This window comes from Nocardioides plantarum (assembly GCF_006346395.1).
Taxonomy (GTDB): Bacteria; Actinomycetota; Actinomycetes; order Propionibacteriales; family Nocardioidaceae; genus Nocardioides; species Nocardioides plantarum.
The window spans coordinates 273937-299327 of the sequence record NZ_VDMS01000005.1; the positions used below are offsets into that span (position 1 = coordinate 273937).

At 70.3% G+C, this 25391-nt stretch carries 27 protein-coding genes and 1 tRNA gene; 19 read left to right on the forward strand and 9 right to left on the reverse strand.

What is annotated here, in order from left to right; all coding sequences use genetic code 11:
* Window position 1: 1 nt before the first annotated feature.
* Both nuoN and FJQ56_RS19920 read left to right on the forward strand, forming a co-directional pair.
* Entirely contained in the window at window positions 2–1597 is a 1596-nt protein-coding gene (nuoN, locus tag FJQ56_RS19915) for an NADH-quinone oxidoreductase subunit NuoN (protein WP_140011384.1), read from the forward strand.
* A gap of 59 nt (window positions 1598–1656) precedes the next feature.
* Entirely contained in the window at window positions 1657–2583 is a 927-nt protein-coding gene (locus FJQ56_RS19920; protein WP_140011647.1) for a polyprenyl synthetase family protein, read from the forward strand.
* 718 nt (window positions 2584–3301) lie between these two features.
* Here the strand turns inward: FJQ56_RS19920 and rarD are convergent.
* Window positions 3302–4213, reverse strand: a complete 912-nt coding sequence (gene rarD / locus FJQ56_RS19930; RefSeq protein ID WP_140011385.1) for an EamA family transporter RarD — start codon at window positions 4211–4213, stop codon at window positions 3302–3304.
* Between the two features lie 113 nt (window positions 4214–4326).
* On the opposite strand from rarD, the gene FJQ56_RS19935 reads away from it, so the two are divergent.
* Entirely contained in the window at window positions 4327–4800 is a 474-nt protein-coding gene (locus tag FJQ56_RS19935) for a hypothetical protein (protein ID WP_140011386.1), read from the forward strand.
* A gap of 78 nt (window positions 4801–4878) precedes the next feature.
* Here FJQ56_RS19935 and FJQ56_RS19940 read toward each other — a convergent pair whose 3' ends face one another.
* Both FJQ56_RS19940 and FJQ56_RS19945 read right to left on the reverse strand, forming a co-directional pair.
* Complete coding sequence (locus FJQ56_RS19940; RefSeq protein ID WP_140011387.1) at window positions 4879–5982, reverse strand: 2-oxoacid:ferredoxin oxidoreductase subunit beta; 1104 nt, start codon at window positions 5980–5982, stop codon at window positions 4879–4881.
* A gap of 3 nt (window positions 5983–5985) precedes the next feature.
* Complete coding sequence (locus tag FJQ56_RS19945) at window positions 5986–7956, reverse strand: 2-oxoacid:acceptor oxidoreductase subunit alpha (RefSeq protein ID WP_140011388.1); 1971 nt, start codon at window positions 7954–7956, stop codon at window positions 5986–5988.
* 316 nt (window positions 7957–8272) lie between these two features.
* Here FJQ56_RS19945 and FJQ56_RS19950 point away from each other — a divergent pair, with 316 nt between their 5' ends.
* The 4 genes from FJQ56_RS19950 to FJQ56_RS19965 are packed head-to-tail and all read left to right on the forward strand — an operon-like array spanning window position 8273 to window position 11973.
* Window positions 8273–9301 (forward strand): extracellular solute-binding protein, encoded by a 1029-nt coding sequence (locus FJQ56_RS19950; protein WP_140011389.1) that lies wholly within the window; start codon window positions 8273–8275, stop codon window positions 9299–9301.
* Complete coding sequence (gene cysT, locus FJQ56_RS19955; protein ID WP_140011390.1) at window positions 9298–10158, forward strand: sulfate ABC transporter permease subunit CysT; 861 nt, start codon at window positions 9298–9300, stop codon at window positions 10156–10158. Before FJQ56_RS19950 ends, cysT begins: the two co-directional genes overlap by 4 nt.
* The gene (locus FJQ56_RS19960; RefSeq protein ID WP_140011391.1) at window positions 10151–11002 is read left to right on the forward strand and encodes a sulfate ABC transporter permease; all 852 of its coding nucleotides are present in this window, start codon (window positions 10151–10153) and stop codon (window positions 11000–11002) included. Before cysT ends, FJQ56_RS19960 begins: the two co-directional genes overlap by 8 nt.
* Entirely contained in the window at window positions 10999–11973 is a 975-nt protein-coding gene (locus tag FJQ56_RS19965) for a sulfate/molybdate ABC transporter ATP-binding protein (protein WP_140011392.1), read from the forward strand. Before FJQ56_RS19960 ends, FJQ56_RS19965 begins: the two co-directional genes overlap by 4 nt.
* A 30-nt stretch (window positions 11974–12003) precedes the next feature.
* Here FJQ56_RS19965 and FJQ56_RS19970 read toward each other — a convergent pair whose 3' ends face one another.
* Entirely contained in the window at window positions 12004–12495 is a 492-nt protein-coding gene (locus tag FJQ56_RS19970; RefSeq protein ID WP_140011393.1) for a YajQ family cyclic di-GMP-binding protein, read from the reverse strand.
* 150 nt (window positions 12496–12645) lie between these two features.
* On the opposite strand from FJQ56_RS19970, the gene FJQ56_RS19975 reads away from it, so the two are divergent.
* The 10 genes from FJQ56_RS19975 (at window position 12646) to rplQ (ending at window position 19130) form a co-directional block, all read left to right on the forward strand.
* A tRNA-Tyr gene (locus FJQ56_RS19975) sits at window positions 12646–12727 on the forward strand.
* Between the two features lie 163 nt (window positions 12728–12890).
* On the forward strand, window positions 12891–13700 hold the full coding sequence (locus tag FJQ56_RS22515; protein ID WP_211351271.1) for a collagen-like protein: 810 nt from the start codon (window positions 12891–12893) through the stop codon (window positions 13698–13700).
* A 115-nt stretch (window positions 13701–13815) separates the two neighbouring features.
* Window positions 13816–14859 carry an LLM class flavin-dependent oxidoreductase gene (locus FJQ56_RS19985; RefSeq protein ID WP_140011394.1) on the forward strand — a complete coding sequence of 348 codons (1044 nt, stop codon included), beginning with the start codon at window positions 13816–13818 and terminating at the stop codon, window positions 14857–14859.
* 267 nt (window positions 14860–15126) lie between these two features.
* Window positions 15127–15348, forward strand: a complete 222-nt coding sequence (gene infA / locus FJQ56_RS19990; RefSeq protein ID WP_134765350.1) for a translation initiation factor IF-1 — start codon at window positions 15127–15129, stop codon at window positions 15346–15348.
* Window positions 15349–15380: 32 nt separating this feature from the next.
* Complete coding sequence (gene rpmJ / locus FJQ56_RS19995) at window positions 15381–15494, forward strand: 50S ribosomal protein L36 (protein ID WP_140011395.1); 114 nt, start codon at window positions 15381–15383, stop codon at window positions 15492–15494.
* 178 nt (window positions 15495–15672) lie between these two features.
* Window positions 15673–16050 (forward strand): 30S ribosomal protein S13, encoded by a 378-nt coding sequence (rpsM, locus tag FJQ56_RS20000; protein WP_140011396.1) that lies wholly within the window; start codon window positions 15673–15675, stop codon window positions 16048–16050.
* A 76-nt stretch (window positions 16051–16126) separates the two neighbouring features.
* Window positions 16127–16531, forward strand: coding sequence for a 30S ribosomal protein S11 (rpsK, locus tag FJQ56_RS20005; protein WP_140011397.1), 405 nt, complete (start codon window positions 16127–16129; stop codon window positions 16529–16531).
* A gap of 26 nt (window positions 16532–16557) precedes the next feature.
* The gene (gene rpsD, locus FJQ56_RS20010; RefSeq protein ID WP_140011398.1) at window positions 16558–17166 is read left to right on the forward strand and encodes a 30S ribosomal protein S4; all 609 of its coding nucleotides are present in this window, start codon (window positions 16558–16560) and stop codon (window positions 17164–17166) included.
* A 121-nt stretch (window positions 17167–17287) separates the two neighbouring features.
* Complete coding sequence (locus FJQ56_RS20015) at window positions 17288–18304, forward strand: DNA-directed RNA polymerase subunit alpha (RefSeq protein ID WP_140011399.1); 1017 nt, start codon at window positions 17288–17290, stop codon at window positions 18302–18304.
* A gap of 247 nt (window positions 18305–18551) precedes the next feature.
* Window positions 18552–19130 carry a 50S ribosomal protein L17 gene (gene rplQ, locus FJQ56_RS20020; protein WP_140011400.1) on the forward strand — a complete coding sequence of 193 codons (579 nt, stop codon included), beginning with the start codon at window positions 18552–18554 and terminating at the stop codon, window positions 19128–19130.
* A 28-nt stretch (window positions 19131–19158) separates the two neighbouring features.
* Here rplQ and FJQ56_RS20025 read toward each other — a convergent pair whose 3' ends face one another.
* On the reverse strand, window positions 19159–20160 hold the full coding sequence (locus tag FJQ56_RS20025; protein WP_140011401.1) for a ketopantoate reductase family protein: 1002 nt from the start codon (window positions 20158–20160) through the stop codon (window positions 19159–19161).
* A 50-nt stretch (window positions 20161–20210) separates the two neighbouring features.
* On the opposite strand from FJQ56_RS20025, the gene FJQ56_RS20030 reads away from it, so the two are divergent.
* Window positions 20211–21212 carry a 4-hydroxy-3-methylbut-2-enyl diphosphate reductase gene (locus FJQ56_RS20030; RefSeq protein WP_140011402.1) on the forward strand — a complete coding sequence of 334 codons (1002 nt, stop codon included), beginning with the start codon at window positions 20211–20213 and terminating at the stop codon, window positions 21210–21212.
* 166 nt (window positions 21213–21378) lie between these two features.
* On the opposite strand, the gene FJQ56_RS20035 is transcribed toward FJQ56_RS20030, so the two are convergent.
* On the reverse strand, window positions 21379–21798 hold the full coding sequence (locus tag FJQ56_RS20035) for a GtrA family protein (RefSeq protein WP_140011403.1): 420 nt from the start codon (window positions 21796–21798) through the stop codon (window positions 21379–21381).
* Window positions 21795–22793 carry a glycosyltransferase family 2 protein gene (locus tag FJQ56_RS20040; protein WP_246084270.1) on the reverse strand — a complete coding sequence of 333 codons (999 nt, stop codon included), beginning with the start codon at window positions 22791–22793 and terminating at the stop codon, window positions 21795–21797. The genes FJQ56_RS20035 and FJQ56_RS20040 overlap by 4 nt, the downstream gene beginning before the upstream one ends.
* Window positions 22794–22945: 152 nt before the next feature.
* Here FJQ56_RS20040 and FJQ56_RS20045 point away from each other — a divergent pair, with 152 nt between their 5' ends.
* A complete protein-coding gene (locus FJQ56_RS20045; protein WP_140011404.1) occupies window positions 22946–23566 on the forward strand; it encodes an L-threonylcarbamoyladenylate synthase in 621 nt (206 codons plus the stop codon).
* Here the strand turns inward: FJQ56_RS20045 and FJQ56_RS20050 are convergent.
* Window positions 23529–24002: a DUF6542 domain-containing protein gene (locus FJQ56_RS20050; RefSeq protein ID WP_211351273.1), complete on the reverse strand. Its 474-nt coding sequence runs from the start codon at window positions 24000–24002 to the stop codon at window positions 23529–23531. The two genes, FJQ56_RS20045 and FJQ56_RS20050, sit on opposite strands and share 38 nt — an antisense overlap.
* Window positions 23999–25201, reverse strand: a complete 1203-nt coding sequence (locus tag FJQ56_RS20055) for a DNA recombination protein RmuC (protein ID WP_140011405.1) — start codon at window positions 25199–25201, stop codon at window positions 23999–24001. The genes FJQ56_RS20050 and FJQ56_RS20055 overlap by 4 nt, the downstream gene beginning before the upstream one ends.
* Window positions 25202–25391: the final 190 nt, after the last annotated feature.

Sequence of the window (25391 nt, forward strand, 5' to 3'; positions counted from 1 at the left end):
CATGGACTACATCAAGCCCACCCTCGAGTACGCCGAGCTCTCCCCGCTCTTCATCGTCTTCGGTGTCGCCATCGTCGGCGTCGTGGTCGAGGCGTTCGTCGCCCGTCAGCGTCGCCACGTCGTCCAGGTCGCCCTGGCCTCGGCCGGTGTCGTCGGGGCCCTGGTGGCCACCGTGATCGTCGGGATCAACCTCGACGAGGTCGGCGGCGGAGCCGGTCGCGGCTTCGTCGGCGCCGAGGGCTCGATCGTCGTCGACGGTCCGGCCGTCTACCTCTGGGGCCTGGTGCTGGTCGCCGCCCTCGCCGGGGTCGCCCTCTTCTCCGAGCGTCGGCTCGAGGCCGGCGTGCCCGCCTTCGCCGGCCAGGCTGCCGCCCTCCCGGGCAGCGAGGGGGAGCGCGAGGCCTCCACCGCCGGTCTGGCCCACTCCGAGGTCTACCCGCTCGTGATGTTCGCCGTCGGCGGGATGATGCTCTTCCCGGCCTCCGGTGACCTGCTCACGATGTTCGTCGCGCTCGAGGTCCTCTCGCTGCCGCTCTACCTGCTCTGCGGCCTGGCCCGTCGCCGGCGCCTGCTCAGCCAGGAGGCCGCGCTCAAGTACTTCCTGCTCGGCGCCTTCTCCTCGGGCTTCTTCCTCTACGGCGTCGCCCTCGTCTACGGCTACGCCGGCTCCATGGACCTCGGCGCCATCCACGACAGCGTCGTCGCCGGCACCGGCAACCGCGTGCTCCTGCTGCTCGGCATCGCGATGCTGTCGGTCGGGCTGCTGTTCAAGGTCGGCGCCGTGCCGTTCCAGGCCTGGACCCCCGACGTCTACCAGGGTGCCCCGACCGCGGTGACCGCGTTCATGTCGGCGGCCACCAAGATCGCGGCCTTCGGCGCGCTCCTGCGGCTCTACTACGTGGCCTTCGGCGCCAACCGCTGGGACTGGCAGCCGATGCTCTGGGTCGTCGCCATCCTCACGATGCTCCTCGGTGCGGTGCTCGCCTGCGTGCAGAGCGACGTCAAGCGGATGCTGGCCTACTCCGCGATCGCCCACACCGGCTTCCTGCTGACCGGCGTCCTGGGCGTCCGGGCCGCCACCGACCTCACCGACGACCAGGTCACCTCCCTGCAGGCCGTCCTGTTCTACCTCACCACCTACGGCATCGCGAGCGTCGGTGCCTTCGCGGTCGTGACCCTGGTCCGCGACACCAACGGCGAGGCCCCGTCCTTCAGCCGGTGGACCGGACTCGGCAAGCGCTCGCCGGTCGTGGCCGGTGTCTTCGCGTTCTTCCTGCTGTCGATGGCCGGCATCCCGCTCACCGCCGGCTTCATCGGCAAGTGGGCCGTCTTCACCGTCGCGATGTCGGCCGGGGCCTGGCCCGTCGTGCTGGTCGCGATCGCGGCGAGCATCATCTCGGTCTACTTCTACATCCGCTACATCAGGCTGATGTTCTTCACCGACCCGGCGCCCGACCAGGTCGTCGCCACCGTGGGCACCCCGTCGCTGTTCACGAGCGTCACGATCGGGCTCTGCGCGCTCGTCACCCTCGTGCTCGGCATCGTGCCCGGCCCTGTGCTCGAGCTCTGCGCCCAGGTGGGAGACTTCGTCAGGTGACGAGCGAGCTGGCCCTGCCGATCGACGACGAGGTCCTCGCCGACCGGCTGAGCCAGCGGATGGCCGAGGTCGAGAAGGCCCTGCACGACCACGCGGCCAGCCCGTCGCCGTACGTCACGGAGGCGGCACGCCACCTCTTCGCCGCCGGCGGCAAGCGCTTCCGTCCGCTGCTCGTGCTGCTCGCTGCCGAGGCCGGAGCCGACCCCGGCTCCGCCGACGTGCTGACGGCCGCCTGCGTCGTCGAGATCACCCACGTGGGCTCGCTCTACCACGACGACGTGATGGACGAGGCCTCCCTGCGCCGCGGTGCAGACTCGGCCAACTCACGGTGGGACAACCACGTCGCGATCCTCACCGGCGACTGGCTGTTCGCGAAGTCCTCCGAGCTCACCGCCCAGCTCGGTGCCGACGCCGTCACGATCCAGGCCGCCACCTTCACCCGCCTCGTCGAGGGCCAGATCCTCGAGGGTGTCGAGCCCGACGGCGACCCCCTCCAGCACTACCTGGACGTCGTCGCCGGCAAGACCGGGTCCCTGATCGCCACCTCGGCCCGCTACGGCGCCCGCTTCAGCGGCACGACCCCCGAGGTCGAGGAGGCGCTGACGGCCTACGGCGAGATCGTCGGCTCGGCCTTCCAGCTCTCCGACGACATCCTCGACATCGCCTCCGACTCCGACGAGTCCGGCAAGACGCCCGGCACCGACCTGCGCGAAGGCGTCCCGACCCTTCCGGTCCTCATGGCCCTGGCCTCGACCGACCCGGCCGACGCCCGGCTGCGGGAGCTGCTGCGCGCCGACCTGACCGATGACGCCCTCCACGCCGAGGCCCTCGGCCTCCTGCGTCAGCACCCCGCCCTCGAGCAGGCCCGCGCGTACGTGATCGCCCGCGCCCAGGAGGCCAAGGCCCTGCTCGCGATCCTCCCCGAGGGTCCGGTCCGTACGGCGCTCGAGGACTTCGCCGACGTGGTGGCCGTGCGTTCCTCCTGATCTCTTGGGGGTGCGTGGCCCGGTCGGGTTGTTGGCTGCGGTTGGTGTGCGCGCCTGCGGCGGGCTTTCGGGGTTGCGCTACGCGGCCTGGGTCCGTGGGGTGGGTCGGGTGGTCGGTGCCCGGGGGCTCCCGGGACCGGTGTGCGGGGGCCCTAGCCGCTGCCCCGTCGCCTTCGCGGCGGCTGGGGTGTGGGGGTGGCTTGGGTGACGCGGGCGCCGTGCCGGTGCGGATTCCCCGCGCACCGGCGCCCGTGCGCCCCCGGGCCCCTCCCACCCGACCCACCAGGTCCCGAAGCGCCGGTGACTTCCCCCAGGGGGGAGGTGGGATGCCCGAGGTGACCCCGTGATCTCCACCCCTGGGGGCAGCACCCGTGGGAACCGACTGGGTGGGGTGGGGTCCGTAGGCGCGGCGGAAGCGTGCCCCGGCCAGGATCAGGCGCGGCGTGGCGCGCGCCAGCACAACTGGGCCACAGATCGGAAGTAGTGCGCGACACGGCGTCGCCACTGGCGGGGTGCGGTTCCGCCCCGCCGCAGGACCCCCCCCCCCCCCCCCCCCCCCCCCCCCGGGCGGCCCCCCCCCCCCCCCCCCCGCCCGGCGAACCCCCCCCCGGGCGCCCCCCACCCCCCCCCACCCACGGACCCCGTGGTGCGAAACCCCGAAAGCCCGCCGCAGGCGGAAACGCGCCGCAGGCGCGCACGACAACCCCAACCACGGACCTCAGGCAGCAGCAGTCGCCGCCGCCGCGAGGGCGAGCTGGCGGTGGCGGTGGCGCAGGGCCTCCACCGTGAAGACCACCAGCGCGGCCCAGACCAGGGCGAAGCCGATCCAGCGGCCGGCGGTCATGGTCTCGTCGAAGATCACAAGGCCGAGGGCGAACTGGATCGTCGGGGCGAGGTACTGCAGGAGGCCGAGGGAGACCATCGAGACGCGGGTGGCTGCGGCGCCGAAACAGATGAGGGGGACCGCGGTGACCAGGCCGGTGCTCGCGAGCAGGAGGACGTGGCCGGTCCCCTCGGAGGTGTACTGCGCCTGGCCCTGGATGCCGATGACCGCGAGGTAGACCAGGGCGAGCGGGGCGATGACCGCGGTCTCGAAGGCCAGGCTCTCGACGGCGCCGACGTCGGCGGACTTCTTGGCCAGGCCGTAGGTGCCGAACGAGAAGGCCAGGACCAGCGCGATCCAGGGCGGGCGGCCGTAGTCGATCGTGAGCACGCCGACGGCCGCCACACCGACGCCGAGGGCGCCCCACTGCAGGGGGCGCAGCCGCTCGCGCAGCAGCAGGACGCCCATCAGGACGGTCACGAGGGGGTTGATGAAGTAGCCGAGGGAGGTCTCGACGACCCGGCCGCTGTTGACGCCGTAGATGTACGTCGTCCAGTTGGTCGTGATGGTCACCGCGGCCACCAGCAGCAGGAGTCGGACCCTGCGGTCGGCGACGATTGCCCGGACCTCCGCGCCCCGGCGCAGGACGGCGACCAGGACGGCCAGCGTGATCGAGGACCAGACGACCCGGTGGGCCAGGATCTCCAGCGCCCCGCTCGGCTCGAGGAGGGGCCAGTAGAGCGGGAACGCCCCCCATAGCGCGTAGGCCATGACTCCGAGCGCCAGCCCGCGTCGCTCCTCGGTCACGCCGTGACTCTAGAGTCAGGGTCGCCGAAGTCGGCATGGCCCCTCGGGGTTTGGTCGCCGGTGGCCTGGGCAGGAGTCCCGGGTCTCGTAACCCAGCTTGGAGGAGTTCCCCTATGCGTTCCCCCCGCATGCTCGTGGCCGTCGTCGCCGTCGCGCTGACCGCCACGATCGCGACGACCCCGTCGCGCGCCGGTGCCGAGGTCGACACGCGGCCCGCCGCCGTCGCCCAGAAGGCCGACACGTCCGAGCGCGCCACGACGAGCATCACGGCCAAGGTCGTCAAGATCCGTCCGGCCGCCAACAAGCCCGCCAACCTCTACCTCACCGGCAAGGTCTACGGCGCCAAGGGTGACGGCAAGGTCTCGATCCAGGTCGCCACGGCCTGCGACAAGGCCAAGGGCACCTGCAACTTCCGCTACTACCGCACGACGCGTCTCAACAGCGCCAACAACTACAAGGGCCAGATCTCGGCTCCTCCGACGCGGCGCAGCTACCTGTGGCGGGCCCGCATCGGGACGGCCACCAGCGACATCTGGCAGACCTGCACCAAGACGTCCGCCCAGACCTGCCAGATCCCCTACAAGTGACCTGAGCAGCACCTGACACGAAGGGCCCCCGCCATCGGCGGGGGCCCTTCGGCGTGTCAGCGGAGTCGTGTCAGCAGGTCAGACGACGGTCCAGGTGTCGCCGCCGTTGACCAGGGCGCCGAGGCGGTCGGCGGGGTCGCCGGCCGCGGCCGCGGTGGCCGAGCCGATCTGGGCGCGGGACTGGTCGTCGTACGTCGGGCGGGCGACCTGGCGGAAGATGCCGATCGGCGTCTGGTTGAGGTAGCCCATCTCGGTGAGCCGGCTGATCGCGAACGCGGTGGAGGGGTCGGGCTGGTGGGCGTCGTGGACCAGGATCGCGTCGTCGCCGACGTCGGCGACGGTCACGATCTTGACGCCGCCGGTCTCGGTGTCGCGCACGAGTCCCTTCGAGCCCCGTCCATCGACGAGGCCACCGAAGCGGATCGGCTCGCCGTGCACGAGCGGGATGATCGCGTCGTGCTTGGTGTCGTTGTCCTTGATCGCGTCGAAGGCGCCGTCGTTGAAGATCGGGCAGTTCTGGTAGATCTCGACCAGGGACGTGCCGCGGTGGGCGGCGGCGGCCGAGAGCACCGAGGTGAGGTGCTTGCGGTCGGAGTCAATGGTGCGGGCCACGAAGCTGGCCTCGGCGCCCAGGGCCAGGGAGACCGGGTTGAAGGGGTGGTCGACCGAGCCCATGGGGGTCGACTTGGTGACCTTGCCGGCCTCGCTGGTGGGGGAGTACTGGCCCTTGGTGAGGCCGTAGATCCGGTTGTTGAACAGCAGGATCGTCATGTTGACGTTGCGGCGCAGGGCGTGGATGAGGTGGTTGCCGCCGATGGACAGGGCGTCGCCGTCGCCGGTGACGACCCACACGCTCAGGTCCTCGCGGGCGGTGGCCAGACCGGTCGCGATCGAGGGGGCACGGCCGTGGATCGAGTGCATGCCGTAGGTGTCGAGGTAGTAGGGGAAGCGTGAGGAGCACCCGATGCCGGAGATGAAGACGATGTTCTCCCGGCGCAGGCCGAGGTCGGGCAAGAAGCCCTGCACGGCCTTGAGAACGGCGTAGTCGCCGCAGCCAGGGCACCAGCGGACCTCCTGGTCGGAGGTGTAGTCCTTGCCGGTCTCGGTGACGCCCTCGTCCCGGGTGGGGACGAGCTCGACGCCGGTGCGCAGGTCGGGCATGGGCAGGTCGGTCGCGGTCATGGCTCAGACCTCCTGAGTGGTCGTGGGAGTGGTCAGGTCGACGGCGATGCCCTCGGCCTCGGCGACCAGGTTGCCGATGGCCTCGGCGAGCTCGGCCGCCTTGAGGGGCAGGCCGCGGACGTGGTTGTAGCCGATGGCGTCGACGAGGTACTTGCCGCGCAGCAGCAACGAGAGCTGGCCGAGGTTCATCTCGGGCACCAGCACCTTGTCGTAACGCCGGAGGATGTCGCCGAGGTCCTTCGGGAACGGGTTGAGGTGGCGCAGGTGAACCTGCGCGACGTCGTACCCGGCCTTGCGGACGCGGCGGCACCCGGCACCGATCGGGCCGTACGTCGAGCCCCAGCCGATGACCAGCACCTTCGCCTTGCCCTGTCCGGGGGGACCGGACGGGTCGTCGACGACGAGCGGGGGCAGAGAGTCGGCGATCCGGTCGATCTTGGCCTGGCGGGTGCGGACCATCAGGTCGTGGTTGGCCGGGTCGTAGGAGATGTTGCCGTGTCCGTCGCCCTTCTCGAGCCCACCGATGCGGTGCTCGAGCCCGGCGGTGCCGGGGATCGCCCACGGTCGGGCGAGGGTCTCCTCGTCGCGCAGGTAGGGCCAGAACTCCTCGGTGTCGGGGGCCTGGGTGCCGTCCTTGCCGACCTTGCCCGCCACGGTCTTGTTGGGGCCGGTGGCGAAGGCGGGGTCGATCACGGGGAGGTCGGCGACGTCGGGCACCTGCCAGGGCTCCGAGCCGTTGGCGAGGTAGCCGTCGGAGAGCAGCATGACCGGGGTGCGGTAGGTGACCGCGATCCGGATGGCCTCGACCGCAGCCGCGAAGCAGTCACCGGGGGACTGCGGGGCGATGATCGGCACGGGGGCCTCGCCGTTGCGGCCGTACATGGCCTGGAGCAGGTCGGACTGCTCGGTCTTGGTGGGCAGCCCGGTGGACGGCCCGCCACGCTGGACGTTGACCACGACCAGGGGCAGCTCGGTCATCACGGCCAGGCCGATGGACTCGCCCTTGAGGGCCACGCCGGGACCCGAGGTGGTCGTGACGCCCAGCGCCCCGCCGAAGGAGGCGCCGATGGCCATGCCGATGCCGGCGATCTCGTCCTCGGCCTGCAGGGTCGTGACGCCGAAGGCCTTGTGCTTCGACAGCTCGTGGAGGATGTCGGAGGCCGGGGTGATCGGGTAGGACCCGAGCAGGATCGGCAGCCCGGACTGCACCCCGCCGGCGATCAGGCCGTAGGACAGGGCCAGGTTGCCGGTGATGTTGCGGTAGGTGCCCGGGGCCATCGTGGCCGGCTTGATCTCGTACTGGACCGCGAACGTCTCGGTGGTCTCGCCGTAGTTCCAGCCGGTCTTGAACGCCGTCAGGTTGGCGTCGCGGATGTCGGGGACCTTGGCGAACCGCTTGGACAAGAACGCCTCGGTGCCCTCGGTCGGGCGTCCGTACATCCAGGACAGCAGGCCCAGGGCGAACATGTTCTTGGCCCGGGCGGCGTCCTTGCGGGACAGGCCGAACTCCTTGACGGCCTCGACGGTCATGCCGGTGAGGTCGACGGTGTGCACCTGGAACTCACCCAGGGGGTCGTTGACCTCGCCGACGGTCTCGAGGGGGTTGGCGTTGTAGCCGGCCTTCTCGAGGTTGCGCTTGGTGAAGTCGTGGGTGTCCACGATGATCGCCGCGCCCTTGGGCAGGTCGCCGATGTTGGCCTTGAGGGCCGCGGGGTTCATCGCGACCAGCACGTCGGGGGCATCGCCGGCGGTGAGGATGTCGTGGTCGGCGAAGTGCACCTGGAACGACGACACCCCGGGGATCGTGCCCTGAGGGGCGCGGATCTCGGCCGGGAAGTTGGGCAGCGTGACGAGGTCGTTGCCGAAGACGGCCGACTCCTGGGTGAACCGGTCACCGGTCAGCTGCATGCCGTCCCCGGAGTCCCCCGCGAACCGGATGACCACCCGGTCGAGCTGCTTGACCTGCTTGGACATGTCCCACCTTCGTCGTGTCGGGACGAGAGTCGTCCCGAGTGCGTCGGCCGCGCCGATGACCCGCATCGTACGGCGGCCGGGGCCAAAACTAGAACACGTTCCAGACACGTGTCCGGCTGTGGCCCACCGTGGTTCCAGGGTAGTCCGCGATGCGGGCGGAGCCAGGGCATCCTGCCTGTCGGAAGGTGACCCTCGCCACGGCAGCCCTCTCGCCGTCTCATCCGGTGCGGACCGTTGTGGATGGTCTTCAATATCTATTAGTCTGCTGCAGATACGCCACGAAGCCTGGCGGGTGACCACGACGAGAGCAGACGAGATGAAGACGACGTTCAAGGCAGCAGCGGTCCTGGCCACGGGGGTGCTCGCGCTCACCGGCTGCACCTCCTCGCAGGGCAGCGACAGCGCGGACACCATCAACATCGTCGGCTTCGCGGTGCCCGAGGCGGCCAACAAGGCCATCGGTGCCGAGTTCGCCAAGACCGACGCCGGCAAGGGCGTCACCTTCTCGGGTTCCTACGGCGCCTCCGGCGAGCAGAGCCGCAAGGTCCTCGCCACCAAGGGCAAGGACGTCGACTACGTCCACTTCTCCCTCGAGTCCGACGTGACGCGCCTGGTGGACGGCGGGCTCGTCGACGAGGACTGGAATGCCGGCCCGACCAAGGGCATCGTCTCCAGCTCGGTCGCGGTGATCGTGGTCGAGAAGGGCAACCCGCTCGGCATCAAGGACTGGTCCGACCTGACCCGCGACGACGTCGACGTCGTCACCGCCGACCCGGCGAGCTCCGGCGCGGCGCGCTGGAACGTGATGGCGCTCTACGCCGACGCCAAGGAGCGTGGGCTGAGCGAGGACCAGGCCGACCAGTTCCTGACCGACGTCTTCGGCAACGTCACTTCCTGGGCGGCCAGCGGCCGCGAGGCGACCGAGGCGTTCAAGAAGGGCGTCGGCAACGTGCTGATCACCTACGAGAACGAGGCGATCCTCGCGCGGCAGGAGGGCGACGAGCTCGACTACGTCATCCCGCCCAACACGTTCCTCATCGAGAACCCCGGTGCGGTGCTCAAGGACGCCAACCCCAAGACGCAGGACTTCCTCGACTTCGTGCTCAGCGACGCGGGTCAGACCGAGTTCGTCAAGAAGGGCTTCCGCCCGGTCGGCGACCTCGACGTCTCCGGCATCACCGTCGACCAGACCGAGACGCCCGACGACCCGTTCCCCGCGCCGACCGGCAAGCTGACGACCATCGACGAGCTCGGTGGCTGGAAGGCCGTGACCGCCGAGTGGTTCGGCAAGGACGGCAAGAAGCTCCGCTTCGACAACCTGTACGCCGCGGCCACCGGTTCATGACCGGGGCCGCCACCGCGGCGAAGCCCATCGGGCGCACGACCTCCGGCAGGAAGGGCGGCTCCGGCGGGGTCTTCGCCCTGACGCCGACGACCGGCCTCGGCCTCGGAGTGGCGCTGGTCTGGTTCAGCATCCTGGTGATGCTGCCGCTGGCGGCCGTGGTCGGAGCGAGCCTCGCGGGCGGCTTCGGCGACTTCGTCGACACCCTGACCGACCGGCAGACCTTCGCAGCCCTGCGCCTCACGGTGATCGAGGCGCTCCTGGTCACGATCGTCAACGCCGTCCTGGGCACCGTGGTGGCGTGGGTGCTGGTGCGCGACCAGTTCCGGGGCAAGCGCGTCCTCGACGTCGTCATCGACATCCCGTTCGCGCTGCCGACCATCGTGGCCGGCCTGGTCCTGCTCAGCCTCTACGGGCCCCAGAGCCCCGTCGGTATCAACATCGTCAACACACGACAGGGCATCTTCATGGCGCTGCTCTTCGTGACCCTGCCGTTCGTGGTGCGCACCGTGCAGCCCGTGCTCATCGAGCTCGACGCCGATGTGGAGGAGGCTGCCGCCTCGCTCGGGGCGTCGCGGGCCACCACGTTCCGCCGGGTGATCCTCCCCAGCCTGGTCCCGGCCATCGCGGCCGGCTCCTCGCTGGGCTTCGCCCGGGCCATCAGCGAGTTCGGGTCGCTGGTCCTGATCTCGGGCAACACGCCGTTCAAGACCGAGGTCGCCTCGCTGAAGATCTTCAAGTTCCTCGAGGGCGACAACCAGGCCGGCGCGGCGGCGGTGGCCGTGCTGCTGCTCCTCGTGGCGGTCCTGGCGATCGTGGCGCTCGACCTCATCTCGCGACGGGCGGCACGCCGTGGCTGACACCCGGCAGGTGCGCCAGAGCAGAGGACCGGTCACCTACGCGCTGCGGATCTTCGTGATCGTCTACCTCTTCGTGCTCGTGGCCTGGCCGGTCAGCGAGGTCGTCAAGCGCACCTTCGCGCCGATCGAGAAGGGCGCGTCCGGCGGGGTGGGCGCCTTCCTCGAGCGGCTGCAGGACCCCACGGTGACCTACGCGTTCAGCCTGACCGCCACCTGTGCCATCTGGGCGGTCGTCATCAACACCGTCTTCGGCGTCGGGATCTCGCTGCTGCTGGTGCGCTACCGCTTCCCCGGCCGTCGTGTCCTGTCGGTCCTCGTCGACCTGCCGATGTCGGTGTCCCCGGTGGTCGTCGGCCTGGCCCTCGTCCTGGCCTACAGCTCGGGCGACGGCTGGTTCGGTGGCGCCCTCGAGTCGGCCGGCATCTTCATCATCGGCTCCACGCCTGGGCTCATCATGGCCACGGCGTTCGTCAGCCTGCCGCTGGTCATCCGCGAGGTCGTGCCCACCCTCGAGGAGATCGGCACCGACGCCGAGCTCGCGGCCAGCAGCCTCGGGGCCAGCGGGTGGCAGACCTTCCGCCGGATCACCCTGCCGAGCATCAAGTGGGCCGTCGTCTACGGCGTCGTCCTCAGCCTGGCCCGCTGCCTCGGCGAGTACGGCGCCGTCTCGGTCGTGAGCCCGGGCGCGCCGCTGCGCGGGGAGACCGCCACCATCCTGATCCAGAAGCGCTACACCGGCTACGAGGAATCGGTCGCCTACGCCGCAGCATTCGTGCTCGTGCTGATCTCGGTGCTCGCCCTCGTCGTGGTGTCCCTGATTCGCAAGCCGGAGGACCCCAAGTGAGCATCGACATCCGCGGCGTCAACAAGACCTACGGCGACTTCGTCGCCCTGGAGGACATCGACGTCAGCATCCCCACCGGCCAGCTGACCGCGCTGCTCGGGCCCAGCGGCGGCGGCAAGTCGACCCTGCTGCGCATCATCGCCGGCCTCGAGACCGCCGACAGCGGCTCGGTCGTCATCGAGGGCAAGGACGCCACCACGCTGCCTCCGCAGAAGCGCAACGTCGGGTTCGTCTTCCAGCACTACGCCGTCTTCAAGCACATGACGGTGGCCAAGAACGTCGCGTTCGGCCTCGAGATCCGCAAGCGCCCGAAGGCCCAGGTCGCGGCGAAGGTCGACGAGCTGCTCAACCTCGTGCACCTCTCGCAGTTCGCGCACCGGCTGCCCTCGCAGCTCTCCGGGGGCCAGCGGCAGCGGCTCGCCCTGGCGCGCGCCCTCGCCGTCGAGCCCACGGTGCTGCTGCTCGACGAGCCGTTCGGCGCCCTGGACGCCAAGGTCCGCAAGGAGCTGCGCGACTGGCTGCGGCGCCTGCACGACGAGGTCCGCGTGACGACGGTCTTCGTGACGCACGACCAGGAGGAGGCCATGGAGGTCTCCGACGAGATCGTGGTGATCAACGAGGGTCGGGTCGAGCAGATCGGCACCCCCGACCAGCTGTACGACGAGCCGGCCAACCCCTTCGTCATGGGCTTCCTGGGTGACGTGACCAGCCTCGACGGGCTGACGCTGCGACCGCACGACATCGAGGTGTCCCTCGACCCGCTGCTGGTCAAGGGCGCCGTGTCCGGCACCGTCACCCGGCACCTGCGGGTCGGCTTCGAGGTGCGCCTGACCGTCACCACCGACGACGGCGCCGAGGTGCTCGTGGTGCTCACCCGCACCCACGCCCGGGCCCTCGATCTCGCCGAGGGCGTCCGGGTGTGGCTCTCACCGGCGGTCGGCGCCGCCACCGTGCCGCTGCTGCAGCTGTGACCCGGTGGCCGGCGCCGGACGCCGGACGACTCAGCGGTAGTTGGTGAACTGCACCGCGAACTCGTAGTCCTGTCCCTTGACCAGGGCCTGCACGGCCTGCAGGTCGTCGCGCTTCTTGGACGAGACGCGCAGCTCGTCGCCCTGGATCTGCGCCTTGACGCCCTTGGGGCCCTCGTCGCGGATGAGCTTGCTGATCTTCTTGGCGTCCTCGCTGCTGATGCCCTCCTTGAGGACGATGCCGATCTTCGACTGCTGGCCCGAGGCGCGGGGCTCGGAGGCGTCGAGGATCTTCAGGCTCTGCTGACGCTTGATGAGCTTGTCCTTGAAGACGTCGAGGACGGCGGTGGCCCGGTCGTCGGCGGAGGCGCTGATCTCGATCGCCTCGGTGCCCTGCCACTCGATGGTGGCGCCGGTGCCCTTGAAGTCGAAGCGGGTGGAGATCTCGCGGGCGGTCTGCCCGAGGGCGTTGTCGACCTCCTGGCGGTCGATCTTGCTGACGATGTCGAACGACGAGTCGGCCATGGTGGGGTCCTGCTCCTCTGCCGGTGGGCTGGTGGATGACGTGGATGGTGGGGGTCGACCGGGACCGGCGGAGCGATTGAGCCAACCCGGCCCGGCTGCGCTATTGTCGTCCCTCGTTGCAGGCCGATCGACTCGGCCCGCACACACCCTGGCAGGTTGCCCGAGCGGCCAAAGGGAGCTGACTGTAAATCAGCCGGCACAGCCTACGTAGGTTCGAATCCTGCACCTGCCACTCGAGGGCCCGGACGTGACGACGTCCGGGCCCTCGATCATTTTGCGGCTGCGGTCGCCGCGGGGGCGCTTGCTCGTCGTACCAATCCGTTCGCCGACCAGCTCCGGATAGCGCTGTACGTGGTCCGGGTGGGCCACGTCACATCGACGAAGGGTCTCCCTCCATGCTCCGTGTTCCCCGCGTCCTCGCCGGTCGTCGACCGAGCGCCCCTCTCCTGATCTCGACCGCGGCGCTCGTCGTCGCACTCGGCGGCACCTCCTACGCCGCCGCGACGATCGGCAACGCCGACATCAAGAACAGCGCGGTCAGCTCGCTGAAGATCAAGAACGGCACCATCGAGCGCGCCGACCTCGCCGCCAGCGCCCGGATCCCCGGACCGAAGGGTCCCGCCGGCACCCAGGGCCCGGCCGGCGCCGACGGCGCGGACGGCAAGGACGGCGCGGACGGCAAGGACGGCGCGGACGGCACCGGCCGCTGGCTCCTGGTCGACCGCAACGGCGAGATCGTCGCCCAGTCGGGCGGCTTCACCGTGCGCACGGCGTACGACGTCGTCAACAACTCGGGCGCTGCCGTGCCCGCCGGTGCTCTCGGCAACGTCTACATCGACGCCAACGAGCCCCTGTCCAACAACGGCGTGACGGTCTCGATCGCCCTGCAGAACCAGTACGACCAGAACAACGACACCGTCCTGAACGGCCGCGCGGCCGGCGCCGACAGCAACCCGGAGTTCTCCGGCGAGATCACGGCGACCGTCTGCGGCATCACCGGCGTCGTCGGGTGCGCACCCACGGGGGCCAACACCCGCAACACCTTCGTGGTCAGCCCCCGCAACAGCGACGGCTCCCTCACGGTGACCGGTGACGGGACCGCGGCCAACCCCAACACGCACAAGCGGTTCTACGTGGCGATCACCGGCGACTCCAGCGACTACGTCGCCCCGACCCCGGCGGTCCCGGCGGTGCCGCTGCCCTGACCCGCCAGGCCAGGCCGATGACGGCGGGTGTCGGATCCGTGGGGGTCCGGCACCCGCCGCCGTCGTACGTCGGCCCGAGCGGAATCCCCGCGCGCCGCGGCGTGTTGTCCCTGCGATGACCACCCTGCCTGCGCTGTCCGTGCTCGACCTCGTGCCCGTGCGCTCCGACCAGTCCAGCGGCGACGCTGTCCGTGCCACGATCTCGCTGGCTCGGACGGCCGACGACCTCGACTACGAGCGCTTCTGGATGGCCGAGCACCACAACATGCCGGCGGTGGCCTCGACCAACCCGCCGGTGCTGATCGCGATGGTCGCCGGTGCGACCTCCCGCATCCGCGTCGGCAGCGGCGGCGTGATGCTCCCCAACCATGCGCCCCTGGTGGTTGCCGAGCAGTTCGCGCTCCTCGAGGCCGCGCACCCGGGCCGGATCGACCTCGGCATCGGCCGCGCCCCGGGCACCGACGGGGTGACCAGCTGGGCGCTGCGCCACGGCGCGGGCGGGGTCAGCGAGGACAACGTCACCCACTTCCCGGAGTACGTCGACAACGTCATCGCCATGATGGACGCCGAGGGCGTGGGGGTGCGCGTGCAGGGACGGACCCACGTGCTCAACGCGACCCCGCACGCGACGAGCGTGCCGACGATCTGGCTGCTCGGCAGCAGTGACTACTCCGCCCGGCTCGCGGCCCAGAAGGGGCTGCCCTACGTCTTCGCGCACCACTTCTCCGGCTCCGGCACCGCCGAGGCCCTGGAGCTCTACCGCTCGACCTTCAGGCCGTCGCCCGAGCTGGCGGAGCCCCGCACGTTCCTGACCGTCAACGCCTCGGTCGCCGAGAGCGCCGAGGAGGCCTACCGGCTCGCGCTGCCGCAGCTGCTCACGATGCTCGCGCTGCGCTCGGGGCGCCCGCTCGCGGCGCAGGTCCTCGTCGAGGAGGCCGAGAAGCGCGAGCTGGGGGCCGACGAGCAGTCCCTGGTCGACGCGATGGCGCAGCGCTGGGTCATCGGTGACCCCGCTGGCGCGCGGGAGGACCTGCTCACCCTCGCCGCGACGTACGGCGTCGACGAGGTGATGGTCAACCCGGTCGCCGGCGCCCACGTGGGCACCGAACCGGGGTCGGCCCCGGCCCGCGAGGAGACGCTGCGCCTGCTCGTGTCCTGACCCTGAGCGGGGCGGGAGACGTCGTCTGCAGGGATTGGTCTTTCGAAGCCGCTGGACCCTAAACTGGTGTGTCGGCCCAACATGGGTCTGTTTCGTGACGCCTCGCGGCTGCTCGAGCCAGTGGTGACCACTCAGCCAGAGATTGGCGCGGTGGTCAGCGCGTGCTCGGGAAGAGGGGTCCGGAACGGCCGGATGAGGTCCATGGCTCCGCCGGAGTCGAGGTTCCCGGGTCGACGGTAGACAACGAAGCGATCAGATGGTGAGGACATGCCGAAGAAAGAAGGCGTGATCGAAATGGAGGGCTCCATCACGGAGGCCCTCCCGAACGCGATGTTCCGGGTCGAGCTCAGCAACGGCCACAAGGTCCTCGCGCACATCAGCGGCAAGATGCGTCAGCACTACATCCGGATCCTCCCCGAGGACCGGGTGGTGGTGGAGCTCTCGCCGTACGACCTCACCCGTGGTCGCATCGTCTACCGCTACAAGTAGCCAACCAGCCAGTCCGACCAGAAAGGCCTGACATGAAGGTCAAGCCGAGCGTGGGCAAGATCTGTGACAAGTGCAAGGTGATCCGTCGCCACGGCCGCGTCATGGTGATCTGCGAAAACCCCCGCCACAAGCAGCGCCAGGGCTGATCCACACCGGATTACCCGCACCACACAACTGAACACACCTCACCCAACGCGATCGCTAGGCGGGTCCCACCCGCTGAAGCACCTCCGGAGCAGACGGCCGGAGCCGGGGCTCGACCAGCTCGAGCAACCACCTGGACGCATCGCGTACGAAACCGCTGCAGAACCGAAAGGCCATTTCATGGCACGCCTCGTCGGCGTCGACCTCCCGCGCGACAAGCGCGTCGAGATCGCGCTCACCTACATCTACGGCATCGGCCGTACCCGTTCCCAGCAGCTCCTCGAGCTCACCGGTGTCGACCCCAACATGCGGGTGCACCAGCTGGGCGACGACGAGCTGGTCAGGCTCCGCGACGAGATCGAGCGCCTGGAGTTCAAGATCGAGGGTGACCTCCGTCGCGAAGTCCAGGCCGACATCCGCCGCAAGATCGAGATCGGCAGCTACCAGGGTCGCCGCCACCGCATGGGCCTCCCGGTCCGCGGTCAGCGCACCAAGACCAACGCTCGTACCCGCAAGGGTCCCAAGCGCACGGTCGCCGGCAAGAAGAAGGCCAAGTGACGCGTCTCCCCTCGGGGACCACGCCACTGCCTTCCACCACTGACCAGCTCGCTCAATGAAGACCAGGAGATAACCGATGCCTCCCAAGGCTCGCGCGGCCGGCGCCAAGAAGGTCCGCCGCAAGGAGAAGAAGAACATTGCTCAGGGCGAAGCCCACATCAAGAGCACGTTCAACAACACGATCGTGACGATCACCGACCCCACCGGGGCGGTCATCTCGTGGGCGTCCGCCGGCACCGTCGGCTTCAAGGGCTCCCGCAAGTCCACGCCGTACGCCGCCCAGATGGCCGCCGAGGCCGCCGGTCGTCGTGCGATGGAGCACGGCATGAAGAAGATCGACGTCTTCGTCAAGGGCCCCGGCTCCGGGCGTGAGACCGCGATCCGCTCGCTGGGTGCGATCGGCCTCGAGGTCGGCACCATCCAGGACGTGACCCCCGCCCCCCACAACGGCTGCCGCCCGCCCAAGCGCCGGCGCGTCTGACCCGAGACAGAACAGGAGACTGACCCATGGCCCGTTACACCGGACCCATGACCCGGAAGTCGCGCCGTCTCGGTGTCGACCTCGTCGGTGGTGACGCTGCTTTCGAGAAGCGTCCCTACCCGCCCGGACAGCACGGCCGCGCCCGCATCAAGGAGAGCGAGTACCGCACTCAGCTGCAGGAGAAGCAGAAGGCCCGCTTCACCTACGGCGTGATGGAGCGCCAGTTCTTCAACTACTACGTCGAGGCTGCTCGCCGCACCGGCAAGACCGGTGAGAACCTCCTGCAGCTGCTGGAGTGCCGCCTCGACAACGTGGTCTACCGCGCCGGCTTCGCCCGGTCGCGTCGCCACGCCCGCCAGCTCGTCGTCCACGGACACTTCCTGGTCAACGGCCACAAGGTCGACATCCCGTCGTTCCAGGTGACCCAGTACGACATCATCGACGTGCGCGAGAAGTCGCTGCAGATGACGCCGTTCATCGTCCAGCGCGAGACGTTCGGCGAGCGGGTCGTCCCGGCCTGGCTGCAGGTGCTGCCCGAGCGGATGCGCATCCTCGTGCACTCGGTCCCGGTGCGCGCCCAGATCGACATGCCGATCACCGAGCAGCTGATCGTGGAGTACTACTCCAAGAAGTGAACCCGTCGGTCCGGTGCGGGCGTCGTCGCGACGCCCCCACCGGGCCGTCACCTTCCGTCATCACCGGCAAATTGCAATCTGGGCCCTCATATAGCGGTCGGCCCGGGAAGGAAACAAACAAGTGCTCATCGCACAGCGTCCCACCCTGTCGGAAGAGACCGTCGGCGACTTCCGGAGCCGGTTCGTCATCGAGCCCCTCGAGCCCGGCTTCGGCTACACGCTCGGCAACTCGCTGCGTCGTACCCTGCTGTCCTCGATCCCCGGTGCCTCGGTCACGAGCATCAAGGTCGACACCGTCCTCCACGAGTTCTCGACCATCGAGGGCGTCAAGGAAGACGTCACCGAGATCATCCTCAACCTCAAGGGCCTCGTCGTCTCCTCCGAGCACGACGAGCCCGTCACCATGTACCTGCGCAAGTCCGGTGCCGGTGACGTCACGGCCGCCGACATCGCGCCCCCGGCCGGTGTCGAGGTCCACAACCCCGACCTCAAGATCGCCACGCTGTCCGACAAGGGCAAGCTCGAGATGGAGCTGGTCGTCGAGCGCGGCCGCGGCTACGTCTCGGCCGTCCAGAACAAGGGCAACGACAACGAGATCGGCCGGATGCCGGTCGACTCGATCTACAGCCCCGTGCTGAAGGTGACCTACAAGGTCGAGGCGACCCGTGTCGAGCAGCGCACCGACTTCGACAAGCTCGTCATCGACGTCGAGACCAAGCCGTCGATCCTGCCCCGCGACGCCATCGCGTCGGCCGGAAAGACCCTGGTCGAGCTCTTCGGCCTGGCCCGTGAGCTCAACGTCGAGGCCGAGGGCATCGACATCGGCCCCTCGCCCGTCGACGAGCAGCTCGCCGCCGATCTCGCCCTCCCGGTCGAGGACCTGCAGCTGACGGTCCGGTCCTACAACTGCCTCAAGCGCGAGGGCATCCACACCGTGGGTGAGCTCATCTCGCGCTCCGAGCAGGACCTGCTCGACATCCGCAACTTCGGTGCGAAGTCGATCGACGAGGTCAAGGCCAAGCTGGTCGAGATGGGTCTGTCCCTCAAGGACAGCGCCCCCGGCTTCGACCCGCAGGCCGCCCTGGCCGCCTACGGCGACGACGACGACGACGCGTTCGTCGAGGACGAGCAGTACTGATCGATTTGTACGTCGGACTGATCGGCGGCTGACGGCCGCCGCACGGCCCAGGTGGTGTCCAACCTGGCTCGGCGGCGGCGAGGGCCGCCGATCAGCCGCCGTACTGGCGGTCCGCTCGATCCTCGGTCGAGCTGGCCGTCGCCCTGCGGTTCAGATCCTCCGGTCGCGAACCGCCCAGCACCCTCACTCATGCACCACCACCTCTAGCCCGGGTACCTCGTACGGCCCGGGAGGATCGAGAAGCACGATGCCCGCTCCCAAGAAGGGTGCCCGCCTCGGCGGCAGCCCGGCGCACCAGCGCCTCATCCTGGCCAACCTGGCCAGCCAGCTCTTCGAGCACCGTCGGATCACCACCACCGAGGCCAAGGCGCGCACGCTGCGTCCGCACGCCGAGAAGCTGATCACCAAGGCGGTCAAGGCGCACAAGGGCGACAACCCGCTCCACCAGCGTCGCGAGGTCCTCAAGACCATCCGCGACAAGGGCGTCGTCCACGAGCTGTTCACCGAGATCGCCCCGGCGTTCGCCGAGCGTCCCGGTGGCTACACCCGCATCACCAAGATCGGTCCCCGCAAGGGCGACAACGCGCCGATGGCCGTGATCGAGCTCGTCACCGAGGCCTACGAGCCGAAGGCGTCGACCAAGAAGGCCGCGCCCGCCGCTGCCGCCCCGGCCCCCGTGACCGAGGACGAGGTCGTCGAGACCGAGCAGTCCGAGGTCACCGACGCCCCGACCGAGCTCACGCAGGAGGCGTCGCCCGAGGAGAGCGTCGTCGCCGAGCAGGAGCCGACCGAGGACGAGTCGGCCGAGGACGCGCCCAAGGCCTGAGCCCGACCGCGCACCCTCGAGGGCCCCGTCACCGTGAGGTGGCGGGGCCCTCGTGCGTCTCGGTGGCGTCGTCGAGGCGCCGCAGCAGCTCGGCGGCCGAGACGGTCCGGGGCCGGCCGCGGCGGCGTACGAGGTCGTTGAGGGTGCGGCGAACGAGCTCGTTGGCCGGTGTTGGTACGCCATGGAGCCGGCCGAGCAGCACGATCTCGCCGTTGAGGTGGTCGGTCTCGACGTCGCCGGTGCGGCGGCTGACGCTCTGCCAGCTCGACGAGCCGACCGCGTCGCGGTCGACGAGCGGCCGCAGCAGCTCGCCCCGGCGGTCCTGGTCGTCAGCCGCGCTGGTCACCGCGATCCGGGCCTCGGCCAGCACCCGCTCGCCCTCCAGGCGCAACCGGTCGACCAAGGTGGCGGCGTCCTCTCCCGGGACGCAGGCGGCGTCGACGGCGTTGCCGAGGTTCATCAGGAGCTTGCGGTGCTTCCAGGCCATGATGTCGGCGCGCGGCTCGCTGGCCATGCCCGCCGCGCGCAGGTCCGCTGCCACGGCGTGGTCCACGTCGTCCAGACCGTCGGGGTAGCGCCCGATGTCGAGGAGTGCGGGGGTGCCGGCCGAGTGGATCGTGACCAGTCCCGGCTCGAGGTGGCTCGCCGGCATCATCACCGTGATCGCGTGCACGTGCTCCACGTGACGCAGCAGGGTCCGCTCGTTGGAGACGCCGTTCTGCAGCGACACCAGCGGCACCTCGGGCGGCAGGTGGGGGAGCAGGTCGGCGAGCGCGGCCGCGGTCTGCTGCGACTTGACCGCCAGCAGGACCACGGTGTCATCGGTCCAGTCGACCTCGGAGGGAGCGCCCACCGCCGGGACGGGCCAGGTCCGCTCGGGCTCGCGTCCGACCCGCAGCCGCAGGCCGTCGGCCCGCAGGGCCGCCAGGTGGGAGCCGCGGGCGACCAGGGTGATGGGGAGACCGGCGCGGTGCAGCAGACCGCCCACACCGCCGCCGACGGCTCCGGCCCCCAGGACGACGTACCTCATCGCAGGATCACGAATCCGTGTCTACCAGCCCGGGTCCGTAGACTGGACCCATGACCACCGATGTCGGCATGCCCGCGGTCCTGCGCCCCGAGGAGGCCGAGCGGGCAGTGCTGCTCGCCGCCCCCCGTGGCTACTGCGCGGGCGTCGACCGCGCCGTCATCACCGTCGAGAAGGCCCTCGACCTCTACGGTGCCCCCGTCTACGTGCGCAAGCAGATCGTGCACAACAAGCACGTCGTGGCCGACCTCGAGTCGCGGGGCGCGATCTTCGTCGAGGAGATCGCCGAGGTCCCCACCGGGGCGACCGTCGTCTTCTCCGCCCACGGGGTCTCGCCCGAGGTGCACCGCCAGTCGGCCGAGCGCGACCTCAAGACGATCGACGCGACCTGCCCGCTGGTCACCAAGGTCCACCACGAGGCCAAGCGGTTCGCCGCCGACGACTACGACATCCTGCTGATCGGCCACGAGGGTCACGAGGAGGTCGAGGGCACCGCCGGTGAGGCTCCCGACCACGTCCAGCTCGTGCAGAGCCCGGCCGACGTGCCCGGCATCGTCGTGCGCGACCCGGCCCGCGTCGCGTGGCTGTCGCAGACGACCCTGTCGGTCGACGAGACCCTCGAGACCGTCGCCGCCATCCGCGAGCGCTTCCCGCTGCTGCTCGACCCGCCGAGCGACGACATCTGCTACGCCACCCAGAACCGCCAGCTCGCCGTCAAGGAGATCTCGCCGGGCGCCGACCTGGTGATCGTGGTCGGGTCGGCCAACTCGTCCAACTCGGTGCGCCTGGTCGAGGTCGCGCTCGAGGCCGGGGCGCTGGCCTCCTACCGGGTCGACGACGTCTCCGAGGTCGACGAGGCCTGGCTCGACGGCGTACGCACGGTGTCGGTGACGTCCGGCGCGTCGGTGCCCGAGTCCCTCGTCGAGGGAGTGCTGGAGTTCCTGGCCGAGCGCGGCTACCCCGACGCTCGCGCCGTGCACACCGCCGAGGAGTCGCTCGTCTTCTCGCTGCCCCAGGAGCTGCGCCGCGACCTCAAGGCCGCCGGGCGTCTCTAGTGGTGCGGGTCCGACGTTCTTGATGGCTTGGCGTGCTCAGGGTGCGTGCCTTCGCGGTGGCGGCGGTCCGACGGCATACCTGGTCGTCTTCCGAGGATCGTCGCTGCCGCGAAGTGCGTGGCCTCAGTGCGCGAAGCGGCCAAGAACTTCGGCCCCGTGCCACTAGCTAGGCCTCGGTCGGCTGAGTGGCTGGCTCCGTCGCCGGCCACACGACATAGCGGTACGCCGCGAAGTTGGCGACGAACGAGACCCCGATCGACAGCACCTTGACGACGAGGATCTGGTCGACCACCTGGAGGAACAGGTGGATGAACACGGGCTGCAGCGCCCACATCACCGTGCCGGTCGTGGCCAGGAACAGCAGTGCGTGCCGCAGGGTCAGCCGTCCTGCCTTGAACGTGACCAGCCCGTTGACGACGAAGCTGAAGGTCATCCCGGCGCTGGTCGAGACGAAGTTGGCCGCCACGATCCCGAGGTGGTCGTGCAGCAGCAGGAACAGGCCGAGGTCGAGGAGCGTGTTGACGACGCCGACGGCCCCGAACCGCAGCAGGGTCGGGGACAGCAGGGTCGTCAGCCGAGCCTTCAGCGGGCACCGTCGCGGCGGCCCCGGGCCGTGAGGGCCAACGAGTAGAGGGGGCGGTCCTGGGCCTCGACGTAGACGCGGCCGAGATAGGTGCCGATGACGCCCATCATGATCAGCTGCAGCCCGCTGAGCAGGAACATGCCGACGCCGAGGAACGCCCAGCCGGGCACGGACTCCTCGGGTCGCAGCAGGCGTACGCCGAGCACGTAGAGCGCCAGCAGGACCGAGAACGCCGAGATGGCGAACCCGAGCCGGGAGATCCAGCGCAGCGGCGCGGTCGAGAACCCCACGATGCCACTGGTCGCGAACCGGATCATCTTGCGCAGCGGGTAGCCCGTCTCGCCGGCGTAGCGCTCGTCGCGGTCGAAGAGCAGGGCCTCCTGGCGGAACCCGACGTGGGCGACGATCCCGCGCAGGAACCTGTCGGCCTCGCGGTAGCGCGAGACCTCGGCGACCACCTTGCGGTCGATGAGCCGGAAGTCGCCGACGTTGCGGGGGATCTCGGTGTCGGCCATCCGGTCGAGCAGCCAGTAGAAGCCGAACGCGGTGGCCCGCTTGAACCGGGAGTCACGTCGACTGCGGCGCTGGGCGAAGACGACGTCGACACCGCCCTCCCACATCTCGATCATCTCGAGGCTGACGTGCGGGGGGTCCTGGAGATCGGTGTCCATCACGATCACGGCGTCGGCGTCGGCACACGCGTCGAGGCCCGCGGTGACGGCGAACTGGTGGCCGAAGTTGCGCGAGAAGCTCAGCACCGTGACCCGGTCGTCGTCACCGCGCAGCTTGAGCAGGTGGGCCAGCGAGTCGTCGCGGCTGCCGTCGTCGACGTAGACGAACTCGAGGTCGAGATCGGGCCGGGTGTCCGTCGCCTCGACCAGGGCGGCGTGGAAGGCGGCGATGCCGGCCTCCTCGTTGTAGACGGGCAGCACGTAGGCCACCCGTCGGCGCCCCGCGGTGCCGACCATGTCGTCGTCTCGTTGCGGTGTGATCGCCACGCTCTCCTCCTGTCCGCCGGGTTGCTCCGCCCTTCCTAGCAGCGGGCGTCCGGGGCTCCACTGTGCAGCACCTGGGTAGGTGCTGGGAAAAATCGGGTCGACGGGACCACGACGTCATCCGGTCACGCCCGGTGAGTGGGAGGATCGGGTCCATGGCCAGGTACGTCGACATCCACCCCGACAACCCGCAACCCCGGCTGGTGCGCCAGGTCGTCGACGCCCTGCACGACGACGCCCTGATCGCCTATCCGACCGACTCGGGCTACGCGCTGGGCTCACGGGTCGGCAACCGTGACGGCCGCGACCGGATCCTCAAGATCCGCGGGCTCGACGACCGGCACCACTTCACCCTGGTCTGCAAGGACTTCAGCCAGCTCGGCCAGCTCGTGCACGTCGACAACGCGGCGTTCCGGGCCATCCGATCGGCCACGCCGGGCCCGTACACCTTCATCCTCCCGGCCATGCCGGAGGTGCCCAAGCGGCTGCTGCACCCGAAGAAGAAGACCGTCGGGGTCCGGATCCCCGACCACCGGCTGGTGCAGCTCCTTCTCGAGGAGCTCGGCGAGCCGTTGCTGAGCAGCTCGCTGATCCTGCCCGGCGAGACCGAGCCGCGCACCATGGGCTGGGAGATCAAGGAGGACCTCGACCACGAGGTCGACCTGGTGGTCGAGGCGGGGGAGACCTCGGCCGAGCCCACCACCGTCGTCGACTGGTCGAGCGGGACGCCCGAGGTGCTCAGGCGGGGAGCCGGCGACCCGGACCGGTTCGAGTGAGCTCGCCGGGGTCGGCGCCGAGCTCGGCCTCGCGCAGCACCGCGATGCGCTGACGCACGGCCAGGACCCCGAGCGTCAGGACGTAGGCGGCGCCCAGGGCGAGGCTGTGGTGCGACAGTCCTGACACGACCGCCTGGAGCACCCCGTCGTGGGCCTCGGCGATCGCCTCGGCCCGCGACATCGCCAGCAGCAGGAACGTCGAGAGCATGAGCAGCGGGGGCAGCACCCCCACGTGGAAGAAGTCGGCAGGGCGTACGGCGAGCGCGAGGGCCACGCACAGGGCCACGAACCCCAGGTCGAACAACAGGCTCATCCGGCTGGTGAGCAGCAGGTCGACCGCGGCCGCGGTGAGGGCGAGCGCCACGCCGAGGGCCACGACCTCGTGGCCGGGCGCGCGGCCTTCCTCCCACAGGGTGCGGGTGCCGGGCAGGGTCACGATGTCACGGTAAGGGGAGGCGGGGGCTCACGGCCGTCGGCGCGCCGACCGGACGGGGCGCCGCCCGGCCCGCGCTGGGGTCCGCCACCGGGACCACCATCGGGACCGCCGGTGCGGTCGTCGCGGTCGACGGCCCGCAGCTCGACGGCTCGGGGCGGTGTCAGGGCGGCGGTGGCGGGACCGGTCACCCCGAGGTCGTCGAAGCGCCGCGCCTGCACCAGGACGCGGGACTCCAGCGAGCCGACGGCTCCGTTGTAGTGCCCGACGGCCGCGTTGAGCGAGCGACCCACCTGGTCGAGGTGCCCGCCGAACGTCGCCAGGCGGGCGTGCAGCTCACGGCCCAGCCGGTGGATCTCGTCGGTGCGGGCCGAGAGCGCCTCGTGGCGCCAGCCGTGGCTGACGGTGCGGAGCAGGGCGATCAGCGTCGTGGGCGTGGCGAGGACGACCTCACGGGCCGCAGCGTGCTCGAGGAGGGACGGGTCGGCGTCGAGAGCCGCGGCCAGGAACGACTCGGCGGGGACGAAGAGCACCACGAACTCGGGGGAGTCGGGCAGGGAGCGCCAGTAGGCCTTGCCGGCCAGCAGGTCGACGTGGGTGCGCAGCTGGCGGGCGTGCCGGGCGACGTGGTCGGCACGGGTCTCGTCGTCGTCGCAGCCGGTCGCGTCGAGGTAGGCGTCGAGGGGCACCTTGGAGTCGACGACGACCGAGCGCCCGCCGGCCAGGTGGACGACGAGGTCGGGGCGTCGGGCGCCGTCGTCGAGACGCACCTGCTCGGAGAAGTCGCAGTGCTCGACCATGCCGGCGAGCTCGACCGCCCTGCGCAGGTGGAGCTCGCCCCACCGCCCACGCACCTGGGGGCGGCGCAGCGCCGTGGACAGCGACTGCGTCTCGCGGCGCAGGGTCTCGGTCGAGGACCGCATGTCGAGCACCTGCTCGTGCAGCTGGCTCTGCCAGGCGACCCGGCCGTGCTCGAGGTCGCGGAGCTGGTCGTGGAGACGCTCGAGGCTCTCGCGCACGATCGCCTGCTGGTCGAGGGCCGTGCCCAGACGGTCGTCGGCCACGTCGCGCGCGGCCTCGTCGGCGGCGTCCTGGGCGCTCGCCGAGCCGCGCAGCACGCCGGCGGCATAGCCCGTCGCCGCTCCGGCCACGAGGCCGAGGAGGAGGCCGAGGACGAGCACGAGAGCGGTGGCGAGGTCCATGGCCGCCAGTGTGGACGCGACCACCGACAGTCCCTGCCCGGCGGGTCGGGTCCTAGTGGCACGGGGCCGAAGTTCTTGGACGCTTCGCGCACTGAGGCCACGCACCTCGCGGCACCGGCGATCCTCGGAAGACGACCAGATATGCCGTCGGACCGCCGCCACCGCGAAGGCACGCACCCTGAGCACGCCA

What these genes read in the sequence shown, in the direction of transcription:
- nuoN (WP_140011384.1), top strand. Translation starts at nt 2, where the DNA reads ATGGACTACATCAAGCCCACCCTCGAGTACGCCGAGCTCTCCCCGCTC.
- FJQ56_RS19920 (WP_140011647.1), top strand. Translation starts at nt 1,657, where the DNA reads ATGGCCGAGGTCGAGAAGGCCCTGCACGACCACGCGGCCAGCCCGTCG.
- FJQ56_RS19935 (WP_140011386.1), top strand. Translation starts at nt 4,327, where the DNA reads ATGCGTTCCCCCCGCATGCTCGTGGCCGTCGTCGCCGTCGCGCTGACC.
- FJQ56_RS19940 (WP_140011387.1), bottom strand. Translation starts at nt 5,982, where the DNA reads ATGACCGCGACCGACCTGCCCATGCCCGACCTGCGCACCGGCGTCGAG.
- FJQ56_RS19945 (WP_140011388.1), bottom strand. Translation starts at nt 7,956, where the DNA reads ATGTCCAAGCAGGTCAAGCAGCTCGACCGGGTGGTCATCCGGTTCGCG.
- FJQ56_RS19950 (WP_140011389.1), top strand. Translation starts at nt 8,273, where the DNA reads ATGAAGACGACGTTCAAGGCAGCAGCGGTCCTGGCCACGGGGGTGCTC.
- cysT (WP_140011390.1), top strand. Translation starts at nt 9,298, where the DNA reads ATGACCGGGGCCGCCACCGCGGCGAAGCCCATCGGGCGCACGACCTCC.
- FJQ56_RS19970 (WP_140011393.1), bottom strand. Translation starts at nt 12,495, where the DNA reads ATGGCCGACTCGTCGTTCGACATCGTCAGCAAGATCGACCGCCAGGAG.
- FJQ56_RS22515 (WP_211351271.1), top strand. Translation starts at nt 12,891, where the DNA reads ATGCTCCGTGTTCCCCGCGTCCTCGCCGGTCGTCGACCGAGCGCCCCT.
- FJQ56_RS19985 (WP_140011394.1), top strand. Translation starts at nt 13,816, where the DNA reads ATGACCACCCTGCCTGCGCTGTCCGTGCTCGACCTCGTGCCCGTGCGC.
- infA (WP_134765350.1), top strand. Translation starts at nt 15,127, where the DNA reads ATGCCGAAGAAAGAAGGCGTGATCGAAATGGAGGGCTCCATCACGGAG.
- rpmJ (WP_140011395.1), top strand. Translation starts at nt 15,381, where the DNA reads ATGAAGGTCAAGCCGAGCGTGGGCAAGATCTGTGACAAGTGCAAGGTG.
- rpsM (WP_140011396.1), top strand. Translation starts at nt 15,673, where the DNA reads ATGGCACGCCTCGTCGGCGTCGACCTCCCGCGCGACAAGCGCGTCGAG.
- rpsK (WP_140011397.1), top strand. Translation starts at nt 16,127, where the DNA reads ATGCCTCCCAAGGCTCGCGCGGCCGGCGCCAAGAAGGTCCGCCGCAAG.
- rpsD (WP_140011398.1), top strand. Translation starts at nt 16,558, where the DNA reads ATGGCCCGTTACACCGGACCCATGACCCGGAAGTCGCGCCGTCTCGGT.
- rplQ (WP_140011400.1), top strand. Translation starts at nt 18,552, where the DNA reads ATGCCCGCTCCCAAGAAGGGTGCCCGCCTCGGCGGCAGCCCGGCGCAC.
- FJQ56_RS20025 (WP_140011401.1), bottom strand. Translation starts at nt 20,160, where the DNA reads ATGAGGTACGTCGTCCTGGGGGCCGGAGCCGTCGGCGGCGGTGTGGGC.
- FJQ56_RS20030 (WP_140011402.1), top strand. Translation starts at nt 20,211, where the DNA reads ATGACCACCGATGTCGGCATGCCCGCGGTCCTGCGCCCCGAGGAGGCC.
- FJQ56_RS20045 (WP_140011404.1), top strand. Translation starts at nt 22,946, where the DNA reads ATGGCCAGGTACGTCGACATCCACCCCGACAACCCGCAACCCCGGCTG.
- FJQ56_RS20055 (WP_140011405.1), bottom strand. Translation starts at nt 25,201, where the DNA reads ATGGACCTCGCCACCGCTCTCGTGCTCGTCCTCGGCCTCCTCCTCGGC.